Source organism: Sorangium sp. So ce176 (genome assembly GCF_051519835.1).
Taxonomy (GTDB): Bacteria; Myxococcota_A; Polyangia; order Polyangiales; family Polyangiaceae; genus Sorangium; species Sorangium cellulosum_G.
The window spans coordinates 7,838,391-7,861,898 of record NZ_CP150371.1; the positions used below are offsets into that span (position 1 = coordinate 7,838,391).

Genomic DNA, 23,508 nt, shown 5'->3' on the forward strand with positions numbered 1-23,508 from the left:
CTGGATGTTGATGTGCGGAGCGTCAACCGATGTATTCATGACGCGCCCGCAAGTGGGCCATTGCCTTGCGGAGCACAGCCAAGGGCGAGCCGCGGGCCATGCGAAGTGCCGTTCCAGTTGCCCTACGGCATGCTTCGCTCTCTCCACCAGGTGGGAGCTTTACTGCGAGGAGCGAGCGCCCATGTTCATGAGGAGCATCTGCGAACAGGCGCGACGAAACGGGCAGAAGAAGTGCCTTGAGTCCTGTTGAGTCAGGATGCTTGACATCGCCGACGAGGGCGCTAGCTGGTGGGGCATGCCGGACGTGATCGCGGAACGTACCCTGGAGCTGACACTTCCCAGCGGGACGCAAGAAAGCATCCGAGTTCGAGTATGGGCCCCCGAGTACAGCCCCCACTTTCGGTGCTGGGTCGCTGATGTGGAAGTCGCTGGAGCGGGAGATAGCCATAAGACCCACGGCGCCGGCATCGATGGGATCCAGGCGCTGTACAGCGCGCTCTATTTGATCCCGTCGATGCTCGTCAAATATGAGAATGCGGGCCGGCTCTCGTGGCTCAATGAGGAGTGGCTCGGCTTCCCAGAGTTCAAGCTAACCGCGCCGTGACTCCGGCGCGGTGGAGCGCGAACGCGCGCGGCCCCGGCGGAGCTCGGCGCGGCGCCAGCACGGGTAAGATGCAGGGCCGCAAAAGTCATCGTCGGCCGCCGCTGCGCCACGTTGCGACCCCACGGTCTGATCTCCGGCAGGCGTGCCCCGCGCTCGGTCAACCCCGGCGGCCTGCTGCGCAGCCCGTCGGCCCTCCTGCGCAAGCCCGGGCCCCCTCCTGTGCAGCCCGTCCGCCTTCCTGCGCAAGCCCCGTCGGCCCTCCTGTGCAGCCCGTCCGCCCTCCTGCGCAAGCCCCGGCGCCCTCCTACGCGGCCCCGTCGGCCCTCCTGCGCAGCCCTGTCGACCCTCCTGCGCGGCCCCGGCCCCCTCCTGCGCACCCCTGTTGGTGTCCTACGCAACACTCGCCCCCGTCCTACGCGGCCCCGGCGCCCTCCTGCGCGCCCCCGTTGGTGTCCTTTGCTACCATCGTCCGGCTCCTACGCAGCCCCGGCGGGTCTCCTGCGCAGCCCCGGCGCCGTCTCGCGCGCCCTTTGTGGTTGCTGCGCAACACTTTCCCCTCCTGCGCCCGCGCCCCTTTGCCAGCCCTTCGCCGGCTCCGTGCCCGCTGCCCGCGATGCCGGGCGCGCCGCTCCTCTCGATATTGCGGCACACCGCCTCTCCCAATCCTCTCCCAGTCCTCGCCCCAGCGCCTCTCTCGCGACGCGCCTGACTCGTGCTCTCCTCTGGCCAATGCCTTGTTCGCCGATACCCTCGCCGATCTTCCGGCCCCTCATTCCGAGGGGCGCTGGCCCCGACAAGGAGGCGTATCTTTACCATGGCAAAGGCATCCACCACCACGTCGCTCAGGACCAACAAGGCCGCCAAGAAGCCCGCTTCGCGCGAGTCACAGGGCGCGCCTCGCTCCTCGACGAGAGCAGCAGCGTACACGCTGAGCGCCGCCCGCGAGGCCGAGCTCCTCCGGGAGGCCGAGTCGCTCGGCGACAACACCGTGGGTTTTCCAGGCAAGCTCGCGCGGCGCGTCGTCTGGGCGAGCCGCATCCAGCTCGCCGCCGAGCGTGACGCGGCCGATCTCGTCCGCACCCCGTTCCCTGAGGACGAGCCATCGCTCACGCGCGAGGAGATCCACGCGCTGCGCGACAAGATCGAGCTCCTGCGCGCCGCGCAATCGCGCTGGCAAGCCGCGCAGCAGCGTCGGGAGCGGGCCGCCGCGACGTTCGCGAAGCCGGCCGCCGAGGCCGCCCTGCACCGGCAAACGCTCCTTCGCTTCTTCGATCTCCGCTTCAAGAAGAGCCCCGAGGGGCAAAAGCGGCTCATGGCGATCCGCGCGGGCAGCGGCGACGCGGATCTGGTCCAGGACGTCTCCGACCTGCTCTTGCTCTGCTCCGAGCACGCGGAGGCCCTTCACAAGGCACCTCGCGGCGAGGCCGACGCGGCGGCCCGCCTCCGCGAGCTCTCACCGCTGCTCGCGCGCATGCTCGCCGACAAGACGCTCTCTCCCGAGGCGCAGCGCTCGCGCAAGCTCCGCGACGCCGCGTACACGCTCGTCGTGCACGCCGAGCGGAGGCTGCGCGCCGCCGCGGAGTACTGGTACGCCGGCACCGACAGGATGAAGGACTATGCGCCCTTCCCCGTCTCCCGCGGCGCCGCGACAACCGGAGATGAGCCCACCGGAGAGGAGGAGGAAGGCGAGGCCGCCGCGGAGGAAGGCGACGCGTCGGAGGAGGACGCAGCGGACGACGGCGCCGAGGAGGGCGCAACGGAAGACGGCGAGGCGGGCGAGGGCGAGGACGAGCAGTAGTCGCCCCAGGCCGCGGCGGGCGCGTCCAGAGGACCTTGGCTCGTCAGCGGGACGCGCCGGCGGGAGGCGGCGGCACCTCCTCGAACACCTCGGCATCGGGCAGGGAGAGCACCTCTCTCCCGGCCGCCTCCAGCCCGTCTCTCGGCACATCGCGGAAGCGCCCGCGGAAAGCCGCCGACGGGCGGAGCGTCACGGTCTGTCCGGTCGATCTCCGCCGGTAGGTCGTCTCGACCGCGGCCTCGCTCGCCTCGACCAGGCTGAGGTTGAGCTTCCCGAGGCTCGCCCCCGTCGCCGCGGCGGCGCCGTCCGCGATGCAGGAGAACTGCACGTTCCGCGGGCTATGGTGGATCACCTCGAGGTCGAAGCTCCTCGCCGGCAGCCCGAGCTTCGCGAGGGCATACCGCCCCATGCGGTAGCCGGCGACAGCCCACGGCCCCGCCCCGCCGTGGATCGCGGCCACAGCGCGGAGCTCCTCGTCCGGCGCGCCCGCGGCAGGCCGCCCGTGCGCTTGCTCAGGGGCATGACCCGCATGACCCGCCGGCTCCGTCGCATGACCCGCCGGCTCCGTCGCGTGGCCCGCACGATGCCCGGCGCCCGCGCCGCCGCACTGGATCGAGGAAACGGCGGCGAGGAGGATCAACGCCGCGTGGCTCATCGTCTTGCGCATGCTCGCTCGATCCCCTGAGAGGCAGGCGGAGTGTCCCCGTTCGCGCGCGACGTCAAGGCCGTCGGGCCTCCGCGCCTCCGAGCCACGCGCGCCGCTCCCCACGCCGCCCTCGCCGCCCCACCCCGCGCTGCCGCGCGCTTGCCTCGGACGGTTTCACGCCGCGCCGCGCCGGACCGGGGTAACATGCGCCCGTCATGCCTCGCGCTCGCGCCAGCCACGCCTGTCCCTCGAGCCGCGCCAGACCCGCCGGCCGCGCGGGCCTCGCTCGTGAGGCGATGAGCCGCGCGGGCAGTCCAGGGGGTGGTTTTCGCCGATGACCCGAGTCGACCCTGAGGGCTTCCGGCCGGAGGCGCTGGTAGGCCAGGTCCTGCGCGGAAAATGGCGGCTGGAGCGCCTGCTGGGCTTCGGCGGGATGGCCGTGGTCTACGCGGGCACCCACCGCAACGGGATGCGCGGCGCGGTGAAGCTCCTCCGCCGCGAGCTGTCCGGGGACGAGGACGCGCGCTCGCGGTTCCTCCGCGAAGGCTACGTCGCGAACCGCGTGGATCACCCGGGCATCGTCCGGGTGCTCGACGATGACGTCACCGAGGACGGCTCGGTGTTCCTGGTGATGGAGCTGCTCGAGGGCGAGACCGTCGAGGCGCGCCGCGCGCGCGCGCCCGGCGGCGTGCTCGGCGCCGGCGAGGTGATCGGCCTCGTCGACGACCTGCTCGACGTGCTCGCCGTCGCCCACGAGCGCGGGATCGTCCACCGCGACCTCAAGCCCGACAACCTGTTCCTCACGCGCCAGGGGCAGCTCAAGGTGCTCGACTTCGGCATCGCGCGGCTGCGCGAGCTCTCCAGCCCGAACAACGCCTCCACGCGCGCCGGCACCATGATGGGCACGCCGCAGTTCATGCCGCCCGAGCAGGCGAAGGGGCAGTGGGACAAGGTCGACGCGCGCACCGACCTCTGGGCGGTCGGCAGCACGATGTTCCAGCTCCTCTCCGGGCGCTACGTGCACGAGGCCGAGACGCTCCCGCTGCTCCTGCTCGCCGCCATGACCCAGCCGGCGCCGCCCGTGGCGAGCGTCCTGCCCGCCCTGCCGCCGCCCGTCGCCGGCGTCATCGACGTGGCCCTCGCGTTCGAGCCCGACCGGCGCTGGCCGAACGCCCACGCGATGCAGCGCGCGCTGCGCCAGGCGCGGGGCAGCGCGGGGCTCGACGCGATCCCGGGCTCGTCCGCGGACTCCGCGCGCGGGTCCGCGCACAACGACCTCGCGCGCGCGTCAGCGCACTCGGATCGCCCGCGATCGTCCGCGCAGTCGGAGCGCGGGCGCATATCGGTCCAGGTGCGGGGCCCGGGGAGCGGGCCGAGCGGCACGGAGTTCACCACGGCGAGCACGGCCAGCGGCGCGTCCCTCGGCATCGCGCCCGGCAGCAGCCCGGCCGGCGGCGGCGCGGCCAGCGCCGGCACGGTCTCGCCGGTCGTGGAGCGCTCCGCCGGCGCGGAGCGCGTGGCGCCGCGCTCGCCGGCCACGGGCGCGCTCCTCGCCAGCGCCGGCGCGCTGGCCGTGGGCGCCCTGATCGCGCTCGTCTGGTGGCAGCGCCCGGGCGCCGCCGGCAACGCCGGGGACCCGTCGCACGCCGCCTCGGTGGAGGCCGAGCCGCGCCCCCTGCCGACGGGCGCCGGGGCGGCGCCGGAGCCGCCGGGCAACGGGGCCTCGCCAGGGGCCGGCCCGCAGCCGCCGCCCGGCGAGGCGGCCCCTTCGATCGAGCCGTCCTCGCCCGCGCCCGAGAGCGCGCCGCACGCGAGCGCGTCCGCGAGCGCGCCGCCGCCCGCGCCGCCCGCGAGCGCCGCGCCCACCTCCAGGCCGGCGGGGCCGAGGGCGCGGCCGCCCGCGAGCGCACAGGCGGCGAAGACGCCCCCTGCGCCGACGCCGTCGACCCCGCCGGCGCCCGCGGAGGACCCGTTCAACAGGAGACGTTGAGGTCCCACGGATGCGTAGATCGAGCTCGCGTAGACGATTCCCGGCCGAGGTGCTCGCCCTGGGAGGAGCCGTGCTCCTCGCCTGCCCTGACGCCTCTGCGCAGGCGCGCGATCCCGCGGCCGCGGAGGCGCTCTTCGACGCCGGCAGGACGGCGCTCCAGGCGAAGGACTACGACGCCGCGTGCCCGAAGTTCCGCGAGAGCTACGAGCTCGATCCGGCGCCCGGGGCGCTGCTCAACCTCGCCGACTGCGAGGAGAAGCGCGGCAGGGTCGCGAGCGCATGGTCGATCTTCCGGCAGCTCGCGCGCGATCTGCCGCCGACCGACGACCGGCGGCCGATCGCGCAGGCGCGCGCGACGGCGCTGGAGGGCCGCGTGCCGAGGCTCACCATCCGGCTCGCGCCCGGCGCGCCGGCGGACACCGCCGTGCAGCGCGGGGGCATCCCCGTCGGCGCGGGCTCGCTGGGCGCGCCGCTGCCCGTGGATCCGGGCGAGGTCCACGTGACGGCGTCGGCGCCGGGCCGGACGCAGAAGACGTTCACTGTGCAGCTCGCCGAGGGCGCGCAGACCGAGCTGCTCGTGGCGCCGGAGGCGCCCGCGGCCGGCGGGGGCGCGGGGCCTGCGCTCCCCCCGAAGGAGAGCCCCCAGGGCGCGTCGAGCTCCACCTGGAAGACGGCCGGATGGATCAGCGCCGGCGTCGGCGTGGTCGGGATCGGCGTCGGCGCCGTGTTCGGCCTGCGCGCGATCGGGAAGATGGACGACGCGGATCCCTACTGCAACGAGAAGAACGTGTGCGCGGCGGAGGGGATCCGGCTGCAAAAGCAGGGCGCGACCGCGGGGACGATCTCGACCGTCGCGTTCCTCGTCGGGGCGGCGGCGCTGGGCGCGGGCGCGGTGCTCGTCTTCACGGCGCCCTCCTCGGGGCCGGCGTCCTCGGCCCCGCGGGCGACGCTCCGCGTGGTGCCGGGCGGCGCCGTGGCCAGGGTGGTCTTTTGATGGCGGCCGCGCGGGGCGCGGCGCTCACGACACGCCACCACGGCGCCTCACAGACGGCTCACCGCGCCGCGCCGCGCGCCCCGGTGAGCCGTTGACGCCGGGAAGAGCGGAAGCTCTCATCGCCCGATGCGTTTGGACCTCTTCGACCTCCGGATCGACGACCTGCGTGCACACCGCAGGTCCGGCGACGGCGGTCTTTCGGCGGCGACCGCGAAGGCGCCGCGCGGCGGGGAACCGAAGTGATGAAGCGCGATCTCGGGAGCGTTCGAGCCCTCTGGGGCGCTGGGCTGCTCGCCGCCTCCTCCGCGGGAGGCTGCACGACGATCATCGGGCTCGAGATCGGCGTGCTCGATTCGTCGACGTCCAGCGCGACAGCGTCGAGCGGGTCCACGGGCGGCGGCGGCAATAGCAGCGGCGGCGGCGGCCAGGGCGGCGGCCAGGGCGGCGATAGCAGCGGCGGCGGCGGCCAGGGCGGCGATAGCAGCGGCGGCGGCGGCCAGGGCGGCGGCGAGGAGAGGATCTGCAGCGGCGCCCGCGCGGGGGCCGCCCGCGCCGCCTCGGGGCTGTGGGGCCATCTGGCCGGCGAGCAGATCATCGACCTCGAGACGCACGATGACGGCGTGACGGCCCTCATCAACAAGGGAAGCAGCTTCTCCGTCGCGAGGTGGAAGGATGACGGGTCGCTCGACAGCGACTTCACGATGGCCACGCCCGAGCTGGCGGGAGACATCGCAGGCGAGCACCTGGCCACGGCGGCGGGCCTCACCTACGTCACCGGATGGGCGCAGCCGGGCGTCAACGTGCCCCTGCTGGCCAACGATTGCCAGATCACCGCGAGGGCAGACGCCACCCCCAGGCCGAGCTTCCTGGCCGCGCTCGACGAGAAAGGCACGTGCGCATGGGCGTGGAGCGTTGATGCCGAGTCCACCACCAACCCGCTCGGCCTGGCGGCGACGTCCGAGCGGGTCGTCTTCGCGGTCTCCCTGACGGGCCAATCCGTCGCGACCAACGGCACCTGCATCTTCGGGGCCGACGAGGCGAAGAACTCTGCGGAGCTCGTCGCGTTCGACACGGCCGGGGCATGCCAGTGGCGCCGCTCGCTCGGGCCGCCGGGCGCGGTGCGCATCGCAGAGCTCGTCGTCGATAGCACGGGCACGGAGCTGCTGGTGGTCGGCGACTACGAGGCGCCGGACGATCCGATCATCATGCAGGATCGGGCGCTCCCCTCCTCCCAGGGGAGCGACCTGTTCATCGCGCGCGTCCGCCTCATCGACGGCCAGCTGGAGGACCTCGTCACGATCAACGCGCCTGGGGTCCAGGCGGCGTCGCGACACGGGGCCGCGCTGCTCCCGGACGGCGACCTCGTGATCGCCGGGACGTACACGGGGACGTCCGTCGATTTCAACGACGATTGCCCGCCGATGCCGCCCGCAGCCGAGCGAACGGGGAACACGTTCATCCTGCGTGTCTCCAGGCGCGGACTGGTCTGGAGCCGCGGCTTCGGCGACGTCGCCGAGGATCAGCTCGTCTCCAACGTGGCGGTGGACGCGGACGGATCGATCTACGCGACGGGGCAGCTCGAAGGCGAGATGGACCTGGGAAACGGCATGAAGATCGCCACCCCGCCGGGTCAGATATCGAGCTTTCTGCTCGTCCTCAACCAGAGCGGCAACGTCCTCTCGGGCTCCGAGCTCATGGGGGAGGAGACGGTGGCGACGTGGGCGATCGCGCCGGGCAGGACCCCGCGCGATCCCCTCTACATCGCAGGGGAGATGACGAAGACCTTCCCTCTCGTACCCAGCGGACGCCCCGCCGCGGCCACGGGAGAAGGGTTCATCGCTCGCCTCGCCGGCATTCCGTGATCAGGGCGCTCGAGGCCGGCCCGCTTCCACAGTGTGCCTGGGCAGGAGCCCCTGACATTTCCCCACGGCACCGCAGAGCCTGCGACCGGACCGCGAGCGCTCGGCTCGAACCGCCGGTTGACGCCGGTGGGAACGATGGCATTCCATCCGACGATGCGATCGCTTCATCGGTTCTTCTGCCTGGCGCTCCCCGCCGCGGCGGCCGCTCTGAGCGCCGGCACGGGGTGTGGATTCCCCGACGTGACGTTCACCGGCGACGCGAGCGACCCGAGCGCCGCGAGCGCCGCGAGCGCCGGCGGGGGCACCGCGGGCACCACGACGTCGTCGGCGAGCACCGGCGGCGCGGCCCCTGACGCGTCCGGCGCCGGCGGGGGCGGCGGCGCGGCGAGCTCCAGCGCAGGCGCCGGCGGGGACGGCGGCTCGACGGCCTCCGGCGCCGGCGGGGACGGCGGCGCGGCGAGCTCCAGCGCAGGCGCCGGCGGGGACGGCGGCGCGGCGAGCTCCAGCGCGACGGCCAGCTCGACGGCCACCGGCTCCGGCGGCGGCGGCACCGTCGACTGCGACGCCGACGACGACGGCTACCTGTCGACGGCGTGCGAGGGTGGCAACGATTGCAACGACGAGAACCCCCTGGTCCACCCCGGCCAGCCCAGCACGTTCTACGAGACGCCGATCTCCCCGGGGGGCAGCTTCGACTACGATTGCAGCGGCGCGGAGGAGCGGGAGTTCCAGGCGGTCGAGTGCTCCAACATCCTCCCTCTCTGTGCCGCGAAGTCCAACGTGTTCCTGGTCGACGTCCCGTGCGGAAGACGCGCCTCGTTCGGCAACTGCAACGGCACGTGCCAGTCCATGACCATCTTTCCTGATTACGTCAGGAAGTGCCATTGAGCCCGCGCGGCTCCTCGGCAGCCTCGAGGATGCCGCCCCACGGAGAGCCCCTTCCGATGAAACGCGAGCTCGGTACGCCTCGATCGGCCGTGTCCTTCGCGGCCCTGATCGCCGCCGTCGCGGGGGGCTGCAACGCGATCATCGGGCTCGAGGTAGGCGAGCTGGCTCCATCGCAGGCCGGCGCGGGCGCGGCGTCGGGCGCGTCCTCCTCCTCGGGAGACGCCGGCGCCGGGGGCTCGGGCGCGGGTGGCGGGGGCGCGGGTGGCGCCAACGCGGGAGGCGCGAACGTCGGAGGCGCGGGCAGCGGCGGGGCGGACAGCGACGGCGGAGGCGGCAGCGGCGGCGGGGGCAGCGGCGGCGGGGGTCCCCTGTGCAGCGACGCTGGCGGGGTCATCCTCGATCCGTCGGGCGCGTGGGGCGAGACGGTCGGCTTCGACGTGGGCGATCTCGCGGCGCTGGATGACGCCGTGACGGCCGTCACCACCGAGATCAACGGCGACGGGCGCTATCGCTTCTCGGTCGCGAAGTGGAGCGCCAGCGGGACGCGCGACGCTGGGTACGGGCTGTCAGCGCTCGACGTCTGGGGCTCGCACCTCGCCGTCGGCGACGACTTCACCTACGTGGCCGGGGAGTCCGAGCGGGCCGTCGCCTTTCCCGATGGGCTCTTCGCCGGGTGTCGCGTCGGCCCCACGTGGTCGGACCCCGACGCCACGATCAGCTTCGTGGCCGCGCTCGATCGGGACGGCCAGTGCGCGTGGGCGTGGAGCATCGACGCCGAGCAAGGCACCACAGCGCGCGACCTCGCGGTGACGTCCGAGGCGGTCGTCTTCGCTTTCGACGTGGTGGAGGGCGGCGAGAGCCTTGGCGCGTGCGCGCGAGACGACCTCCCGGAGGACGCGGCGCTGGTCGCGGCGGTCTACCCGGCGAACGGCGCGTGCAAGTGGGCGCACAGCCTCGGCAAGCGAGATGCCGTGGCCGTCAAGGCGCTGGCCGCCGACGCGAGGGGCGCGTCCAGGCTGGTGGCCGTGGTGGGCGACTACGACACGCGCAGCGGGGGCGTCACGTTCGGCGGAGACACCGAGTTCCCGGCGCAGGGCCGCGACGTCTTCGTCGTGCGCCACGTCGTGAGCGACGGCGCGATGCAGGAGGTGACGACGCTGAGCGCCGCGGGAGATCAGCGCGTGCCGGCGCACGGGGCCGCGCTGCTCCCGGGCGGCGACGTCGTGATCGCCGGCACGTACAGGGGGAACCTCGACTTCGGCGACGGCTGCTCGGACATCCCCGACGCGGGCGAGACGGAGAATTTCTTCATCGCGCGCGTCTCCGAGACAGGCGTCGTGTGGAGCCGCGGGTTCGGCGACGCGACGGAAGACCAGACAGCGGCCGGCGTGGCGGTGGACGGGGCCGGCGCCATCTACGTCACGGGGCAGTTCCGGGGCGAGATCGCGCTCGGGAGCGCCGGCAAGCTCGCGACCGACCGCAAGGGGGCGGGATTTCTGATGCGGCTGGATCCCCGAGGCAACCTCGTCTCGGCGACCAAGCTCGAGGGCGACGGCGCCGTCGGCCTGCGGGTCGTCGCGACAGGCAGGACTCCCGGCGCGCCGCTCTACGTCGCAGGCGCGGTGACGGGGACGCTCGATCTCGGGCTCCCCAAGCCGCTCGGCAGCGCCAGCGATCCAGAGCAGCGCGGCTTCATCGCGCGGCTCTCCGGCGTGCGCTGACGGCTGCCCGGCGTCGAGCCGCCCGGAGCAGGCCTTCGCGACGTTGTGGACCCCACGCTTCTCGAAGCCCTCGACGCTGGAAAGCGCTGGAGCTCGCTGCGCCCCGGTGGCCCTCTTCACGAGCCCGGGCGGCGCCGCTTGCGCCGGCCGCGCGCGCCGTCGCACCCTCGCGCGCCATGCCCGTCCGACGCTCGCCCGGCCCGCGGCGCCGCGCCGCGGCCGGCGCCGCCGCGGCGCTCGTCGCGGCGCTCTCCTGCGCCCCGCTCGCGTGCGCCCCGGCGCCGGCCCTCGCCCCGTCGCGCGGGCCCGAGCCGCTGCGGAGCCTGCGCATCCCGGACGGCGACCTCGATCGCGCGCCGCGGACCGTGTCCGCGGCCGAGGCGCTCCGCGATCTCGACGACGCGCGCTACGCCTTCGAGCACGCCTACGCGGGGCTCGACGGGCGCTCGCCCTCGCCCTCCCCGCCGGCGATCGCCCGGGCCGAGCGCGCGCTCCGCGGCCGCGCGTCGTGGCGCCCCGGCGACCTCGCCCGGCTCCTCCACGACGTGTTCGCGGCCCCCGACGGCCACCTCGCCTTCGGCCACGGCGGCCCCGCGCCGCTCCGGCTCACAGCGGCCCCGCCGGCTGGCCCCGCGCCGGTCTGCGACCGCAGCGCCGCGGCGGAGGCCGCGCCCCTCCCGGCGCCGCCGCGGCGGCCCGATCCACCGCCCCGCCCCGGTCACGGCCCGCCCGTCGAGCTCACGCGCAGCCCCGTTGGCGTCCCGGTGCTCGCCGTCCGCACCTTCGACAGCGCCGCCGCCGCGGCGCTCGCGGCGCTCCCCGCGCTCGCCGCCGAGCTCCGGCGCGCGCCCGGCTTCGTCGTGGATCTGCGCGGCAACGGCGGGGGCGACTACCGCTTCGCCGAGCGCTTCGCGCTCGCGCTGACCGACGCGCCCCTCTGCGCGCTCGACGCGCGCGAGGTCATCTCCGTCGCGGCGGCGGAGGGGCGCGCGAACAGCGTCCGGCGGCGCCTCGCCCGCGGCGACGTCCCCGACGAGGCGCGGCCGCGGTTCCTCGAGCACCTCGCCGCGATGGAGCGCCTCGCCGGGGCGCTGCGGGCGCGCCCCTCCGCCGCGCCGCGCGCCGATCTCACCACGCGCGGCGCCCTCGTCCGCGGGCGTGCGGCGGGGCCGCGCGGCGCGACGTCGGCGCGCGGCGTCTTCCTCGTCGACAGCGGCTGTGCGTCCGCGTGCGAGATGCTGCTCGCGCTGGTCCGCCAGATCCCCGGTGTCCTCGTGGCCGGGCAGAACACCCGCGGCGGCATGAGCGTCGGCGAGGTCGCGCTCTTCCGGCTCCCGCGCTCGGGCGTCACGGTGTCGTTCGGCACCCGTGCGTTCCGCGACCCGCTCGGCGACTTCGTCGAGCTGCGCGGCTTCGAGCCCGACGTCCGGCTCGACGGCGCCGATCCGCTGGGCGACGCCGCCGCGCTCGCGCTGCGCGGGTGGCCCGAGGGCGCCCCTCGGCGCGGCGCGCTGGCATCGTGCGCGCGGCGTTGAGTTCGCGGGCAGTCTGCGTATTCTGACCTCGCTGCAACGAAGCTACCTGCAGTTCCTTGGAGTCGCCGCGAGCGCGACGGGAGCCAGCATGCCGCTCAGGCAAACGGAAGGGAGTATCGTGCCGCGTCGCCGCCTCACCGCGCTGCCCGCCCACGGCGCGCCGGCCGTCGCGGCGCTCGCCGCGCTGCTCGGGATCGCCGCGCCCGCGGCCGCGCAGGCGCCGGCAGCGCAAACGCCGGCCGCCCGGCCCAGGCCCGCGCCGAGCAACCCGGCTGCGCCTCCTGGCGCGCCTGCGGCGCCTTCCGCTGCGCCTGCGGCGCCTCCAGGCGAGACGCCGGCGCTCCCGGAGCCGTCCCCATCGCCTCCGGAGTCACCCGTCGCGCCTCCGGGCGCGTCGCCAGCGCCGCCGGGCGGCGCGCCGATGCTGGTTCCGCAGGGCTATTACTTGATGCCCCCCTCGCTCCCGCCGTGGGCCAACCCGCGGACCATCGAGTACCAGGAGGGGGATCCGATCCCGCGCGGTTATGCGCTCAAGACCAGGGCGGACCGCACGCTCGCCGGGGCGGGGCTCGTGACGTTCGGCGTCTCGTACGCGCTCTCGTTCACGGTGGCGGGCATCGCGACCCTCGCGGAGGAGGACTTCGACGAGTTCGGGCCGCTGTTCATCCCGTTCGTCGGACCGATGATCGCGACGACGACCCTCGACGACGTCGAGGGCGCGGGCCTCTTCTGGCTCACGATGGACTCCGTGACCCAGATCGGCGGGCTCCTCCTTTACGTCGCCGGCCTCGCCCACGAGGAGGTCTACCTGCAGCGCCAGTTCAAGGTGCCCCCGCGCGGCACCGAGGACGGCGCCGCGTCGCGCTGGCCCACGGTCTCGATCGGCGCGTCGTCCGCGGAGCTCCGATGGCGATTCTGAGCCGGCGAGCCCACGCCGGGAGCCCTCACCTCGAAGGGAGACGCACGTGACAGCGATCCGCACCGTCCTCTCGATGGCCACGCTGCTCGGCGCGCTCGCGCTCGCCGCGCCGGCCGTCGCGCAGAGCGCCCCATCGTCCGCGCAGAGCGCGCCGCCTCCTGGCGACGCGCCCCCGCCGGGCTACGCGCCCCCGCCGGGCTACGCGCCCCTGCCGGGCTACGTGCCCCTGACGGGCTACGTGCCGCCTCCGGGCTACGCGCCCCCGCCGGGCTACGCGCCGTATGCGCCGCCCATCATCTACGGCACGCCGCGGACGCTTCCCTTCAACCAAGACGGCATGCCGCCGGATGGATACCGCCTCGAGACGCAGGTGAACCGCCGGCTGGTGGTCGCGGGGGCGATCGTCCTCGGCAGCGGGTGGGCGCTCGCGGCGCTGACGGCCGGGACCATCCTCAGCGAGGGCGAGCGCGGGAGCGGCAGCTACGTGCCGCTGTTCTTGCCCGTGGGCGGCCCGTTCATCACGCTCGCCACGGGGGAGGACGTCGACTTCAACGACGACGACGGCCAGGTGGCCGGCTCCCTCATCCTCCTCGACGGGATCACGCAGGTCACGGGCTTCGTGCTGCTCGTCGCGGGCCTCGCCTCGAACCAGAAGGTCTGGGTGCGCAGCGACATCCCGCGCAAGGTGTCGCTCCACGACCCCGAGCTCCTTGTCGGCCCGACGGGCGGGAGCCTCCGCGTCCGCTTCTGACGCGCAGCGGCTCGCGGACCGCGCGGCCCCTGCCGCGCGGCCCCTCACCGGGTCGCAATCACCGCGCAATCACTGCGCAGAACGATACGTCGCGTCGAACGGCGAGCCCCCCTGCGGCACCTCCCGCACGACGCCGCGCTCCGGGTTCGCCGCGAGGTGGCGCAGGATCCAGAAGACCGTCTCGACGTCGTCCGTGCCCGCCGCGCGCGCGATCTCCTCGAGCCGCAGCGCGCGCCCCGCGCCAGCGCCGAGCGCCGCGAGCACCTTGGCCTGCAGGTCGAGCACCTCCTGCGCGGCCTTCTTGCCGGCCTCGACGCCGGGCTGGTGGTACGCGTTGATGCCGACGAGCGACGCGTACAGGCCGACCGCGCGCTCATAGAGCGCGATCAGCATGCCGACGGCGCGCGCGTCCACGGCCTCGATCGTGATCGAGATCGACTCGCGCCCGCTCTCGGTGAGCGCCTTGCGCGTCCCCTGGAGGAAGCCGGAGAGGTAATCGCCCGTCGTCACGCCGGGGTCGACCTCGAGCGCGCCGCGCGACGGCGCGCGGTCGCGGAGCACCTCGATGAACGTGACGAAGAAGTTGTCGAGCCCGTCGCGGAGCTGCTGCACGTACGCGTGCTGATCGGTCGAGCCCTTGTTGCCGTAGACGGCGATCCCCTGGAAGACCTCCTTGCCCTGCCGGTCCAGCCGCTTGCCGAGCGACTCCATCACGAGCTGCTGGAGGTAGCGGGAGAAGAGCTCGAGCCGGTCCTTGTACGGCAGCAGCACCATGTCCTTGCGGCCCACGCCGCCCGTCGCCGAGTACCAGGCGAGCGCGAGCAGCGCCGCCGGGTTCCGGAGCGCCTCCTTCGAGCGCGTGACCTCGTCCATCTCGCGCGCGCCCTGCAGCATCTCCACGATCGACAGCCCCTGGAGCGCCGCCGGCAGCAGGCCGACAGCCGAGAGCTCGCTCGTGCGCCCGCCGACCCAGTCCCACATCGGGAAGCGCGCGAGGAAGCCGTGCTTCTGCGCGTACCGATCGAGCTCGCTCCCCTCCCCCGTCACCGCGACAGCGTGCGCGCCGAGCGAGAGGCCGAGCCGCCTGTACGCCGCGTCGAGCTCGAGCATCCCGTTGCGCGTCTCCTTCGTCCCGCCCGACTTGGAGATGATCACAGCGAGCGTCGCGCCGAGGTCGTCGCCGATCGCATCCAGCGTGCGATCGATCCCGTCAGGGTCCGTGTTGTCGAAGAAATACGGCTGCATCCGATCGGCGGGTGTCCCGAGCGCCGAGGCGACGAACTGAGGCCCGAGCGCCGAGCCGCCGATCCCGACGACGAGCACCTTGCGGAAGCGGGCCGCCCGCTCCGGCCGCACCCGCGCCGCGTGCACGTCCGCGGCGAAGCTCAGGATGCGCGCGTTCGTCGCCTCGATCGCGGCGCGGAGCGCGGCCTCGGGCGCGAGCTCCGGCGCGCGGAGCCAGTAATGGCCGACCCGGCGGCCCTCGTCGGGGTTCGCGATGCTCCCGCCCTCCAGCGCCGCCATCTCGGCGAGCGCCGCCTGGACGCGCGGCTCCATCGTGGCGAAGAAGCCGTCCTCGAAGCGGATCCGGCTCACATCCAGCCAGAAACCGAGGCTCGGGTCGTGGAAGAGATGGTCCCGGAAACGGTCGAAGGGGAGGACGGCGGGCGCCGGTCCTCGACCCCCGGTTGCGCGGTCTTGATCCATGGCCCCCTTCTACCGCTTCTCCCTACCGTTTCTCCAGGCGCTCGGACCCCTTGCCCGCGCGATGTTCCGCCCCATGCGCTAGAGCCATCGAAAACGACTCTAGCGTGCCGAGCCGACACGCGTTATTTGCAGCCTGAACACGATGCAGCTTGATTTCGGAATCAATGCAGGGCTCGTCGAGGAGCTCTACGCCCAGTACCTCGAGAATCCGGAGTCGGTCGACCCCGGCTGGCGCACGTTCTTCGAGGGCAAGAATGGCAGCGCCGCGCCCGGCCGGCTGCCCGCTCCGGCCCCGCTGCCGACCGTGCAGCCTCATGTGCTGCGGCCCTCGTCCGCGCCGGGCAACGGGAACGGGAAGAAGACGAACGGCGAGGCCGCGAAGACGCTGGAGGCGGCGTTCGCGCAGACGCTGAGCGAGCACCCGACCTCGATCGAGGCGTCGCGCGATCTCAAGGTGCTCGCCGAGGCCGCGCTCAAGGCGCGCGTCTACGCGCTCGTGAACGCCTACCGCGTGCGCGGCCACCTCTTCGCGCACGTCGATCCGCTCGGCCTGCCGCCGGCGACGCCGCCGGAGCTCGACCTCACGAACTTCGGGCTGCGCGTCGAGGACCTCGACCTCGCGTTCCCCACGACCGACCTCGCCGGCGTGCCGCCCGTCCTCACGCTGCGCGAGATCATCCGCCGCCTCGAGGAGACGTACTGCCGCTCGATCGGCGTCGAGTTCACGTTCATCGAGGAGCCCGAGGCGCGCCAGTGGCTCCAGCAGCAGATGGAGTCGACGCGCAACCGCCTGACGCTCGACCGTCAGAAGCAGCTCCGCATCCTGACGAAGCTCTCCGACGCCGAGATCTTCGAGCAGTTCATCCACAAGTCCTACGGGGCGGGGACGAAGCGCTTCTCGCTGGAGGGGGCCGAGAGCCTCATCCCGCTGCTCGACCTCATCATCGAGCGCGCCGGGTCGCACCAGGTCGACGAGATCGTGGTCGGCATGGCGCACCGCGGCCGGCTCAACGTCCTCGCGAACATCATGGACAAGAGCCTTCGCGAGATCTTCGCGGCCTTCGAGGACAAGGACGCGGAGCGCCACCTCGGCAGCGGAGACGTCAAGTACCACCTCGGCTACTCGACCGACAGGACGCTCGAGAACGGGCGCAACGTCCACCTCACGCTCACGTTCAACCCGAGCCACCTCGAGTTCGTGAACCCCGTCGTGCAGGGGCGCGTCCGCGCGAAGCAGGACCGGCGGCTCGCCGACGGGACGACCGACGCGCGCCGCCGCGTGATGCCGCTGCTCATCCACGGCGACGCGGCGTTCATCGGGCAGGGCGTCGTCGCCGAGACGCTCAACATGATGAACCTGCCCGGCTACACGACCAGCGGCACGATCCACGTCATCGTGAACAACCAGGTCGGGTTCACGACCGACCCGATGGAGGGGCGCTCGACCCGCTACGCGTCCGACGTCACGCGGATGCTCAAGGTCCCCGTCTTCCACGTGAACGGCGAGGACCCGGAGGCGGTCGCGCACGTCGCGCAGCTCGCGATCGACTACCGCACGCGCTTCGGCTCGGACGTGGTCATCGACATGTACTGCTACCGGCGGTACGGCCACAACGAGGGCGACGAGCCGCGCTACACGCAGCCGCGGATGTACGCCGCGATCGACAAGAAGCCCACGGTCCGGCAGGTGTACGTCCGGCGCCTCATGGAGCTCGGCCAGGTCACCGAGGAGAAGGCCGAGGAGATCGTGCTGCGGCGCCGCGAGGCGCTCGCCGCCGCGCTCGACGAGGTGAAGCAGAAGGGCTTCGCGCCGGTGCTCTACTCGATGGGCGGCGTGTGGTCGCACTACCGCGGCGGCGCCGACCGCGCGACGCCCGAGGTGCCGACGAACGTCCCGGCCGAGAAGCTCATCGCGCTGTCCGAGAAGCTCCTCGAGCTGCCCGAGGGCTTCAAGGCGCACCCGAGGGTGCTGCCGACGCTGCAGCAGCGGCACGATCGGCTCGTCGCGGGCGAGGCGTTCGACTGGGGCACGGGCGAGATGCTCGCCTACGCGTCGCTGCTGGCGGAGAAGACGCCGGTGCGCCTCTCCGGGCAGGACGTGCAGCGCGGCACGTTCAGCCACCGGCACGCGGTGCTTCGCGACGTCGAGACGGGCGCGCGCTACGCGCCGCTGTCGCGCGTGGCCGAGGGGCCGGCGCGGTTCGACGCGTACAACAGCCCGCTCAGCGAGGCGGGCGTGCTCGGCTTCGACTTCGGCTACAGCCTCGACTACCCGGACGGGCTCGTCATCTGGGAGGCGCAGTTCGGCGACTTCCTGAACGGCGCGCAGGTCATCGTCGATCAGTTCATCACGTCGAGCGAGGACAAGTGGCACCGGCTGAGCGGCATCGTGCTGTACCTGCCGCACGGCTACGAGGGCCAGGGGCCGGAGCACTCGAGCTGCCGCGTCGAGCGCTGCCTGCAGAACAGCGCCGAGGACAACATCCAGGTGTGCAACCTGACGACGCCGGCGCAGCTCTTCCACGTGCTGCGCCGGCAGGTGCACCGGCCGTGGCGCAAGCCGCTCATCATCGCGACGCCGAAGAGCCTGCTGCGCGTCCCGACGACGTCGACGGGCCCGCACCGGCCCGTGTCGACGATCCGGGACCTCTCCGAGGGCAAGTTCCACCGCGTGCTGCCCGACACGAGCGGGGTCGATCCGGCCGACGTGAAGCGGATCCTGCTCTGCTCGGGCAAGGTGTACTACGACCTCGCGATGGCGCGGGAGGCGCGCGATCTCAAGGACGTGGCGATCCTGCGGCTGGAGCAGCTCTTCCCGCTGAACGAGGAGCTCGTGAGCGCGCTCGCGCCCTACAAGGACGGCACGCCGCTCGTGTGGGTCCAGGAGGAGCCGCGCAACTACGGCGCCTGGTACTACATCCTCGCGGTGCTCCAGAACCGCATCGGCGACCGGCTGCCGCTCTCGTGCGTGAGCCGCGCGCCGAGCGCGAGCCCGTCGACCGGCTCGCGGGCGAGCCACCTCCTCGAGCAGAAGATGCTGATGGACGAGGCGTTCGTGGGGGGCAGCCGGTGAGCGAGGGTGCGGCGAGCCTGCAGGACAGGTATGCGCCGCAGAGCCGCTGCTTCGGGTGCGGGCCGGCGAACGACCGGGGGCTCCGGCTGAAGAGCCGCGTCGAGGGCGACGCGGTGGTCTGCGACTTCACGCCGGAGCCGCACCACGAGGCGTTCCCCGGGATGGTCAACGGCGGCATCCTCGGGGCGCTGCTCGACTGTCACTCGAACTGGACCGCGGCCTACCACCTCATGCGGGCGCGAGGGGCCGACGCCCCGCCGTGCACGGTGACGGCGGACTTCCACGTGAAGCTGAAGAAGCCGACGCCGCTCGGCCCGGTGCGCCTGCGGGCGCAGGTGGCCGAGGCCGAGGGCGATCGCGTCGTCGTCGAGGCGACCCTCGAGGCCGGGGGCCGGGTGACGGCGACGTGCCGCGGGACGTTCGTGGCGGTGAAGGAAGGCCACCCGGCCTACCACCGCTGGTAGACGCCGCCTGACGCGCGGCGCGGGCGGCCCGCCCGCGACCGGGAACGCGGTGCTCGCCGCCTCCGTGGCACACGCGATGCTCGCGCCCCGGCGAGCGGCGTTCCCGGCGTGGCTCGCGGATCGGATCCGCCGTCCTCGCGGCGCCGCGCAGCGAGGAGAATTCGCAATGAAGGCAAACACCGGGGTCGCGATCGCCGCGGGTGCGGTCGCCGTGCTCTGCGGGAGCGTCGCCTCCGCGCAGGATTTCGAGGGCGACGTCCCGCCGAGCTACCTGCGCTCTCCGCTGAGCGCGCCGGCCAATGCGCTCGAGGTCGGGCTCAACCTCGGTTACGCGCAGGGGTTCGGCGACATCGGGAGCGAGCGGGGACTGCGCGACGTGTCGGGCCCGGGCGCCGGCGTGGGCCTGAAGCTCGTCTACCGCGCGGTGCCGGGGGTCGGCCTCGGGCTGACGTCGAGCTACGAGCAGTACAGCGCGCCGGGCGCGGAGCGGCGCGGGAGCGACGTGCGCGGCATGACGCTGGGCGCTGAGGCGAGCTTCCACCTGGCGCCGTTCGAGCGCGTGGATCCGGTGATCTCGCTGGGCAGCGGGTACCGGGCCCTGTGGACCGCCGCGGCGGTGCCTGGGGTGCGGGGCGACACGGTGACCCACGGCATCGAGCTCGGGCGCCTGCAGGCGGTGATCGACGTGCGCATGTCGGAGAGCGTCGCGCTCGGGCCGTCGGTCGGCGGCGGGCTCAACATGTTCCTCTGGGAGAACACCGTGGGATCGCTGCGCGGCCGCGAGGTCCCGGGGAGGCGCTTGAACGGCTTCGTGTTCGCGGGGCTCGAGGGGCGCTTCGATCTGGGCGGGCAGCGGGTGCGGGAGGTCGTCCAGATCGCGCGGCGGCGCTGAGCGCGGCGCGGCGGCCCCGCCCGGCCGCCCCGCGATGGCCTGGCGCCACGCCCGTTTCAGGTTCCGCAGCGCGCGCGCTCGGCTACCCTACGCAGCCGGCGCTGACCGCCGCGCTTGCTCACCCGATGCAGCTCTTCATCGCGCTTGCCCTGTTCGAGGGCTGTCCCTTCGACTTCCTGAACAGCCCGGCCGCGCTCCGCGGGGCGCTGGAGGCGGCCGTCGCCGCCGGGCCGTTCACGCTGCTCGAGATGGTGGTCGTCCCGTTCTCGCCCCAGGGCATCACCGCATGCGCCGTCGTCGGCGAGTCGCACGTGGCGTTGCACTCCTGGCCCGAGTCGGGGCGGCTCTTCGTCGACGTCGCCTCCTGCAGCACGCTGGAGAGCGTCCGCCGCGCCGTGGCCGCCATCGGGAGCACGCTGCCCGAGGGGCGCCTCGCCACCCTCGACGAGCGGATCGTCGACCCCGGCGGCGCGCGGGCGCCCTGACGCGGCAGCACGCCCCCTCCGAGGAGGGCGCTGCGTGAGGCGAGAAGGGCGTCGCGTGGGGCGGAGGAGGGCGCTGCGCGCGCCCTCCGAGGAGGGCGCTGCGTCAGGCGAGGGGCCGTGTCACTGATTGCCGATCACGCGGCGGAGCGGCTTGTTGAACGCGAACATCGCGGCGCCAGCGCCGACGCCGAGCACGGTCAGCAGCAGGAAGAACATGTCCTTCGACCACCGCTCGTAGAAGATGCCGATATAGCCGCTCAGCGTGTTGCCGAAGAAGCTCGAGACGAACCACATGCCCATCATCATCGACACGATCCGGACCGGCGAGACCTTGGTCACGAGCGACAGGCCGATGGGCGACAGGTAGAGCTCGCCGATCGTGAGGAGCAGCGTGCAGAAGATCGGCCAGAACAGGCTCCCCTTGCCGTCGCCGACGGCCTGCGCGCCGAGGATCATCACGACGAACGACAGCCCGAGGACGGTGCAGCCGATCGCCATCTTCGACACGCTCGTCGGCTCCGTGCCCCGCTTCGCCTGCCAGCGCCAGAAGATGTCGAGGAGCGGCGCGAACAGGATGATGAAGAGCGGGTTCGCCGACTGGAACCACGTCGAGGGGATCTGGAAGCCGAGGACATTGGGCCACACCGTCTTCTCGTCGGCCCAGCTCTGCATCGTGTTGCCCTGCTGCTCGTAGACCGCCCAGAAGACGACGTTGAGCGCGCAGAGCGCGACGAGCGCGCCGACGCGCTTCCACTCGTCGCTGGTGAGCGGCTGCTTCTGCTCGCCCGCCCCCTCCGACGCCTTGGTCAGGTTGTCCTTGGCCAGGTACTTCTGCCCCATCAGGTAGACGACGAGCCCAAGGCACATCCCGACGCCGGCGGCCGCGAAGCCGTAATGCCAGCCGTAGATGGCGGCCAGCGTGCCGCACACGAAGTTGCAGATGAAGGCGCCGAGGTTGATGCCCATGTAGAAGATGGTGAAGGCGCCGTCGCGGCGCGGATCACCCTTCGGGTACAGGCTGCCGACCTGGGTCGAGATGTTGGGCTTGAACGCGCCATTGCCGAGGATGAGCAGGAGCAACGCGAGGAAGAACGAGTTCTCGAAGGCCATGACGAAGTGTCCGGTGGCCATCAGGACGCCGCCGACCACCACGGTCTTGCGCTGGCCCCACACCCTGTCGGCGAGGATGCCGCCGAAGAACGGGGTGAGGTAAACGAGGCCGGTGTACAGCCCGTAGAGCATGGACGCCTGCTCGCCGGGCGCGTTCGGGAGAAAGCCCCTGATGAACTCCCAGCCGAGCACCGATTCCGGGTTGCCAGCGACGAGATCGCACGGCGCCGCGTGCTGGCGGCACCCCTGATATGCCTCTCGCGCCGCGACGAACAGGTAGTTCGCCATATACAGCTTGAGGAGGCCGCGCATGCCGTAATAGGAAAAGCGCTCCCACATCTCCGCGAAGAAGAGGATCACGAGCCCCGGCGGGTGCTTGAAGCGCCTCTCGAAAGCGGTGACGGGAAGGGCCGGCTCGGTTGCTTGCTCGCTCAATGCTACCTCTCCACGAGCTGGGACCACGCTGCGTGGTCGTCGGGCGATGCAGGGGATCGTGGGGCACGCTGCCCCTCGGCACGCGGATGCTACGCGATCCGCGACGCCCACGTCACGCCCTTGTTGCGCACAGCGTCGACCCGGGCGAACAGGGTGTCCGCGTGGGCAGCCCCGCGCGCCGAGGCCGCAGGGTCGTCGTCCAGGCAAGCGGGTCGTTGCGCTGGAGCGCGCGCGATCGCGCCGCAGCCCGCGTGGCGGAACGACGGCCGCGCCCGCGCGGGCGTGACGGCACCGCGGCCGCCCGCGCCTGGGCAGCGTCAGCACGCGCTGGACAGCTTTCGCCTGCACCTCGACAGCGACGGCACGCGCGTTGTTGCGCCGAGCGCGCCGCGGGCGGGATCGCCGGCTCCGCCCTGGCCGCGTGAGGCCCTCCTGCGCAGCACGGGAGATCGACAGTCGAGGGTTCCGGTCAGACACCGCCGGTCGTAGATGGCCTGTGATGCAACCAACCAAAACTCGCTTTGTCCCCGCGGACAGAGCACGTTTGATGTGTCTCCTGTGGACTCTGCTCCTCTCCGCCTGCGCCGGACTCGAGCCCTCTCCGCCCGCGGCGTGCGCGCCCGGCGAGGAGCTCTTTCGCGGGCGGTGCGTCCAGCCCGCTGCCCGCTACGAGCCGGAGGAGCGCGTCGACCACGACAACGTCGTCGCCTTCGGCGCCCCGCCCGCCCGGCTCGCGCTGCCGGAGCCGCCGCGCAGCGGCTTCAGGATCATCGCGCCGCCGCGCACCCTGGCGCCCGGCGAGGAGACCACGTTCTGCCTCTCTTGGCCCTTCCCTGCCCTCGTGAACACGACCGTCCACGCGGCGCGCGTCTACACGACGGCCGGGCTGCACCACAGCAACGTCATCGCCAAGCCGGTCAATCCGGCGTTCGGGCCGAACCCTTACCCGGGCTGCCATCCGGGCGCCGACGATCCCTTCGGCGCGCTGCCCTACGTCATCCCGGACGTCCTCTTCGCGAGCTCCACCCAGGTCGTCGGCGCCGAGACGCTCGCGTTTCCGCCGGGGATGGGCTTCACCCTCGATACGTCCCGCGAGATCGCGACAAGCGTCCACCTGCTCAACCCGTCGGCCGAGCCCGCTGTCGTCGAGCTCGCCTATGACTTCTTCACCATGCCCCTCTCGGAGCGCGCCGAGGAGCTCGTGCCGTTCGTCATCAACGTGAACGACTTCCTCGTCCCGCCGCGCGCCACCCGGAGCGTGGGCGCAACGTGCGCGACGTTCGGCGGGAACATCGTGTCGCTCATGCCCCACACGCACCGCTACGCCGAGGCCTTCGACGTGGACGTCGTCCGCGAGGACGGCGGCGAGGCGCGCATCTACGAGGGAGGCGCGTTCGACCTCGAGGGCGATATCGAGGTTTACCGACAGGCGATCTCGCTCGGCGACGGCGACTCCATTCGATATGCGTGCCGGTTCCGGAACACGTCGGAGCACGATCTCAGGTTCGGACTCGGGGACAACGAGATGTGCACGCTGTTCGGGTACATGTATCCGCCGGAGAAGCAGCTCGCGGCCTTCGCGGCGCGCGACGGCGAGCCGTGCTCGTCGTTCGGCCTCGGCGCGTTCCGGTGAG

The 23,508-nt window shown here is 73.0% G+C and carries 18 protein-coding genes; 15 read left to right on the forward strand and 3 right to left on the reverse strand.

Annotation, left to right across the window (positions count from 1 at the left end; all coding sequences use genetic code 11):
* The first annotated feature begins 256 nt into the window (after positions 1–256).
* Entirely contained in the window at positions 257–604 is a 348-nt protein-coding gene (locus tag WMF42_RS29380; RefSeq protein ID WP_437686188.1) for a DUF6968 family protein, read from the forward strand.
* An 814-nt stretch (positions 605–1,418) separates the two neighbouring features.
* Complete coding sequence (locus tag WMF42_RS29385; protein WP_437686189.1) at positions 1,419–2,402, forward strand: ATPase; 984 nt, start codon at positions 1,419–1,421, stop codon at positions 2,400–2,402.
* A gap of 43 nt (positions 2,403–2,445) precedes the next feature.
* Here the strand turns inward: WMF42_RS29385 and WMF42_RS29390 are convergent, their stop codons facing one another.
* Positions 2,446–3,069: an FmdE family protein gene (locus tag WMF42_RS29390; RefSeq protein WP_437686190.1), complete on the reverse strand. Its 624-nt coding sequence runs from the start codon at positions 3,067–3,069 to the stop codon at positions 2,446–2,448.
* A 313-nt stretch (positions 3,070–3,382) separates the two neighbouring features.
* Here WMF42_RS29390 and WMF42_RS29395 point away from each other — a divergent pair, with 313 nt between their 5' ends.
* The 8 genes from WMF42_RS29395 (at position 3,383) to WMF42_RS29430 (ending at position 13,708) form a co-directional block, all read left to right on the forward strand.
* Positions 3,383–5,038 carry a protein kinase domain-containing protein gene (locus WMF42_RS29395; RefSeq protein ID WP_437686191.1) on the forward strand — a complete coding sequence of 552 codons (1,656 nt, stop codon included), beginning with the start codon at positions 3,383–3,385 and terminating at the stop codon, positions 5,036–5,038.
* A 10-nt stretch (positions 5,039–5,048) separates the two neighbouring features.
* Positions 5,049–6,032 (forward strand): tetratricopeptide repeat protein, encoded by a 984-nt coding sequence (locus WMF42_RS29400; protein WP_434041903.1) that lies wholly within the window; start codon positions 5,049–5,051, stop codon positions 6,030–6,032.
* A 242-nt stretch (positions 6,033–6,274) separates the two neighbouring features.
* Positions 6,275–7,894: a hypothetical protein gene (locus WMF42_RS29405; protein WP_437686192.1), complete on the forward strand. Its 1,620-nt coding sequence runs from the start codon at positions 6,275–6,277 to the stop codon at positions 7,892–7,894.
* A 153-nt stretch (positions 7,895–8,047) separates the two neighbouring features.
* Positions 8,048–8,782, forward strand: coding sequence for a hypothetical protein (locus tag WMF42_RS29410; RefSeq protein ID WP_437686193.1), 735 nt, complete (start codon positions 8,048–8,050; stop codon positions 8,780–8,782).
* 56 nt (positions 8,783–8,838) lie between these two features.
* Positions 8,839–10,503 carry a hypothetical protein gene (locus tag WMF42_RS29415; RefSeq protein ID WP_437686194.1) on the forward strand — a complete coding sequence of 555 codons (1,665 nt, stop codon included), beginning with the start codon at positions 8,839–8,841 and terminating at the stop codon, positions 10,501–10,503.
* Positions 10,504–10,679: 176 nt separating this feature from the next.
* Entirely contained in the window at positions 10,680–12,038 is a 1,359-nt protein-coding gene (locus WMF42_RS29420; protein WP_437686195.1) for a S41 family peptidase, read from the forward strand.
* 118 nt (positions 12,039–12,156) lie between these two features.
* Complete coding sequence (locus tag WMF42_RS29425; RefSeq protein WP_437686196.1) at positions 12,157–12,957, forward strand: hypothetical protein; 801 nt, start codon at positions 12,157–12,159, stop codon at positions 12,955–12,957.
* Between the two features lie 46 nt (positions 12,958–13,003).
* The gene (locus tag WMF42_RS29430) at positions 13,004–13,708 is read left to right on the forward strand and encodes a hypothetical protein (protein ID WP_437686197.1); all 705 of its coding nucleotides are present in this window, start codon (positions 13,004–13,006) and stop codon (positions 13,706–13,708) included.
* 69 nt (positions 13,709–13,777) lie between these two features.
* On the opposite strand, the gene WMF42_RS29435 is transcribed toward WMF42_RS29430, so the two are convergent.
* The gene (locus WMF42_RS29435) at positions 13,778–15,415 is read right to left on the reverse strand and encodes a glucose-6-phosphate isomerase (RefSeq protein WP_061608948.1); all 1,638 of its coding nucleotides are present in this window, start codon (positions 15,413–15,415) and stop codon (positions 13,778–13,780) included.
* Between the two features lie 142 nt (positions 15,416–15,557).
* On the opposite strand from WMF42_RS29435, the gene WMF42_RS29440 reads away from it, so the two are divergent.
* From WMF42_RS29440 to speD, 4 genes are all read left to right on the forward strand, one after another.
* Entirely contained in the window at positions 15,558–18,488 is a 2,931-nt protein-coding gene (locus tag WMF42_RS29440) for a 2-oxoglutarate dehydrogenase E1 component (protein WP_437686198.1), read from the forward strand.
* On the forward strand, positions 18,485–18,952 hold the full coding sequence (locus WMF42_RS29445; protein WP_061608946.1) for a PaaI family thioesterase: 468 nt from the start codon (positions 18,485–18,487) through the stop codon (positions 18,950–18,952). Before WMF42_RS29440 ends, WMF42_RS29445 begins: the two co-directional genes overlap by 4 nt.
* Positions 18,953–19,118: 166 nt before the next feature.
* Complete coding sequence (locus WMF42_RS29450; protein ID WP_061608945.1) at positions 19,119–19,844, forward strand: hypothetical protein; 726 nt, start codon at positions 19,119–19,121, stop codon at positions 19,842–19,844.
* A gap of 125 nt (positions 19,845–19,969) precedes the next feature.
* Entirely contained in the window at positions 19,970–20,329 is a 360-nt protein-coding gene (gene speD, locus WMF42_RS29455) for an S-adenosylmethionine decarboxylase (RefSeq protein WP_061608944.1), read from the forward strand.
* A gap of 120 nt (positions 20,330–20,449) precedes the next feature.
* On the opposite strand, the gene WMF42_RS29460 is transcribed toward speD, so the two are convergent.
* Complete coding sequence (locus WMF42_RS29460; protein WP_061608943.1) at positions 20,450–21,874, reverse strand: peptide MFS transporter; 1,425 nt, start codon at positions 21,872–21,874, stop codon at positions 20,450–20,452.
* Positions 21,875–22,421: 547 nt separating this feature from the next.
* Here WMF42_RS29460 and WMF42_RS29465 point away from each other — a divergent pair.
* Positions 22,422–23,507: a hypothetical protein gene (locus WMF42_RS29465; RefSeq protein ID WP_233561631.1), complete on the forward strand. Its 1,086-nt coding sequence runs from the start codon at positions 22,422–22,424 to the stop codon at positions 23,505–23,507.
* Position 23,508: the final 1 nt, after the last annotated feature.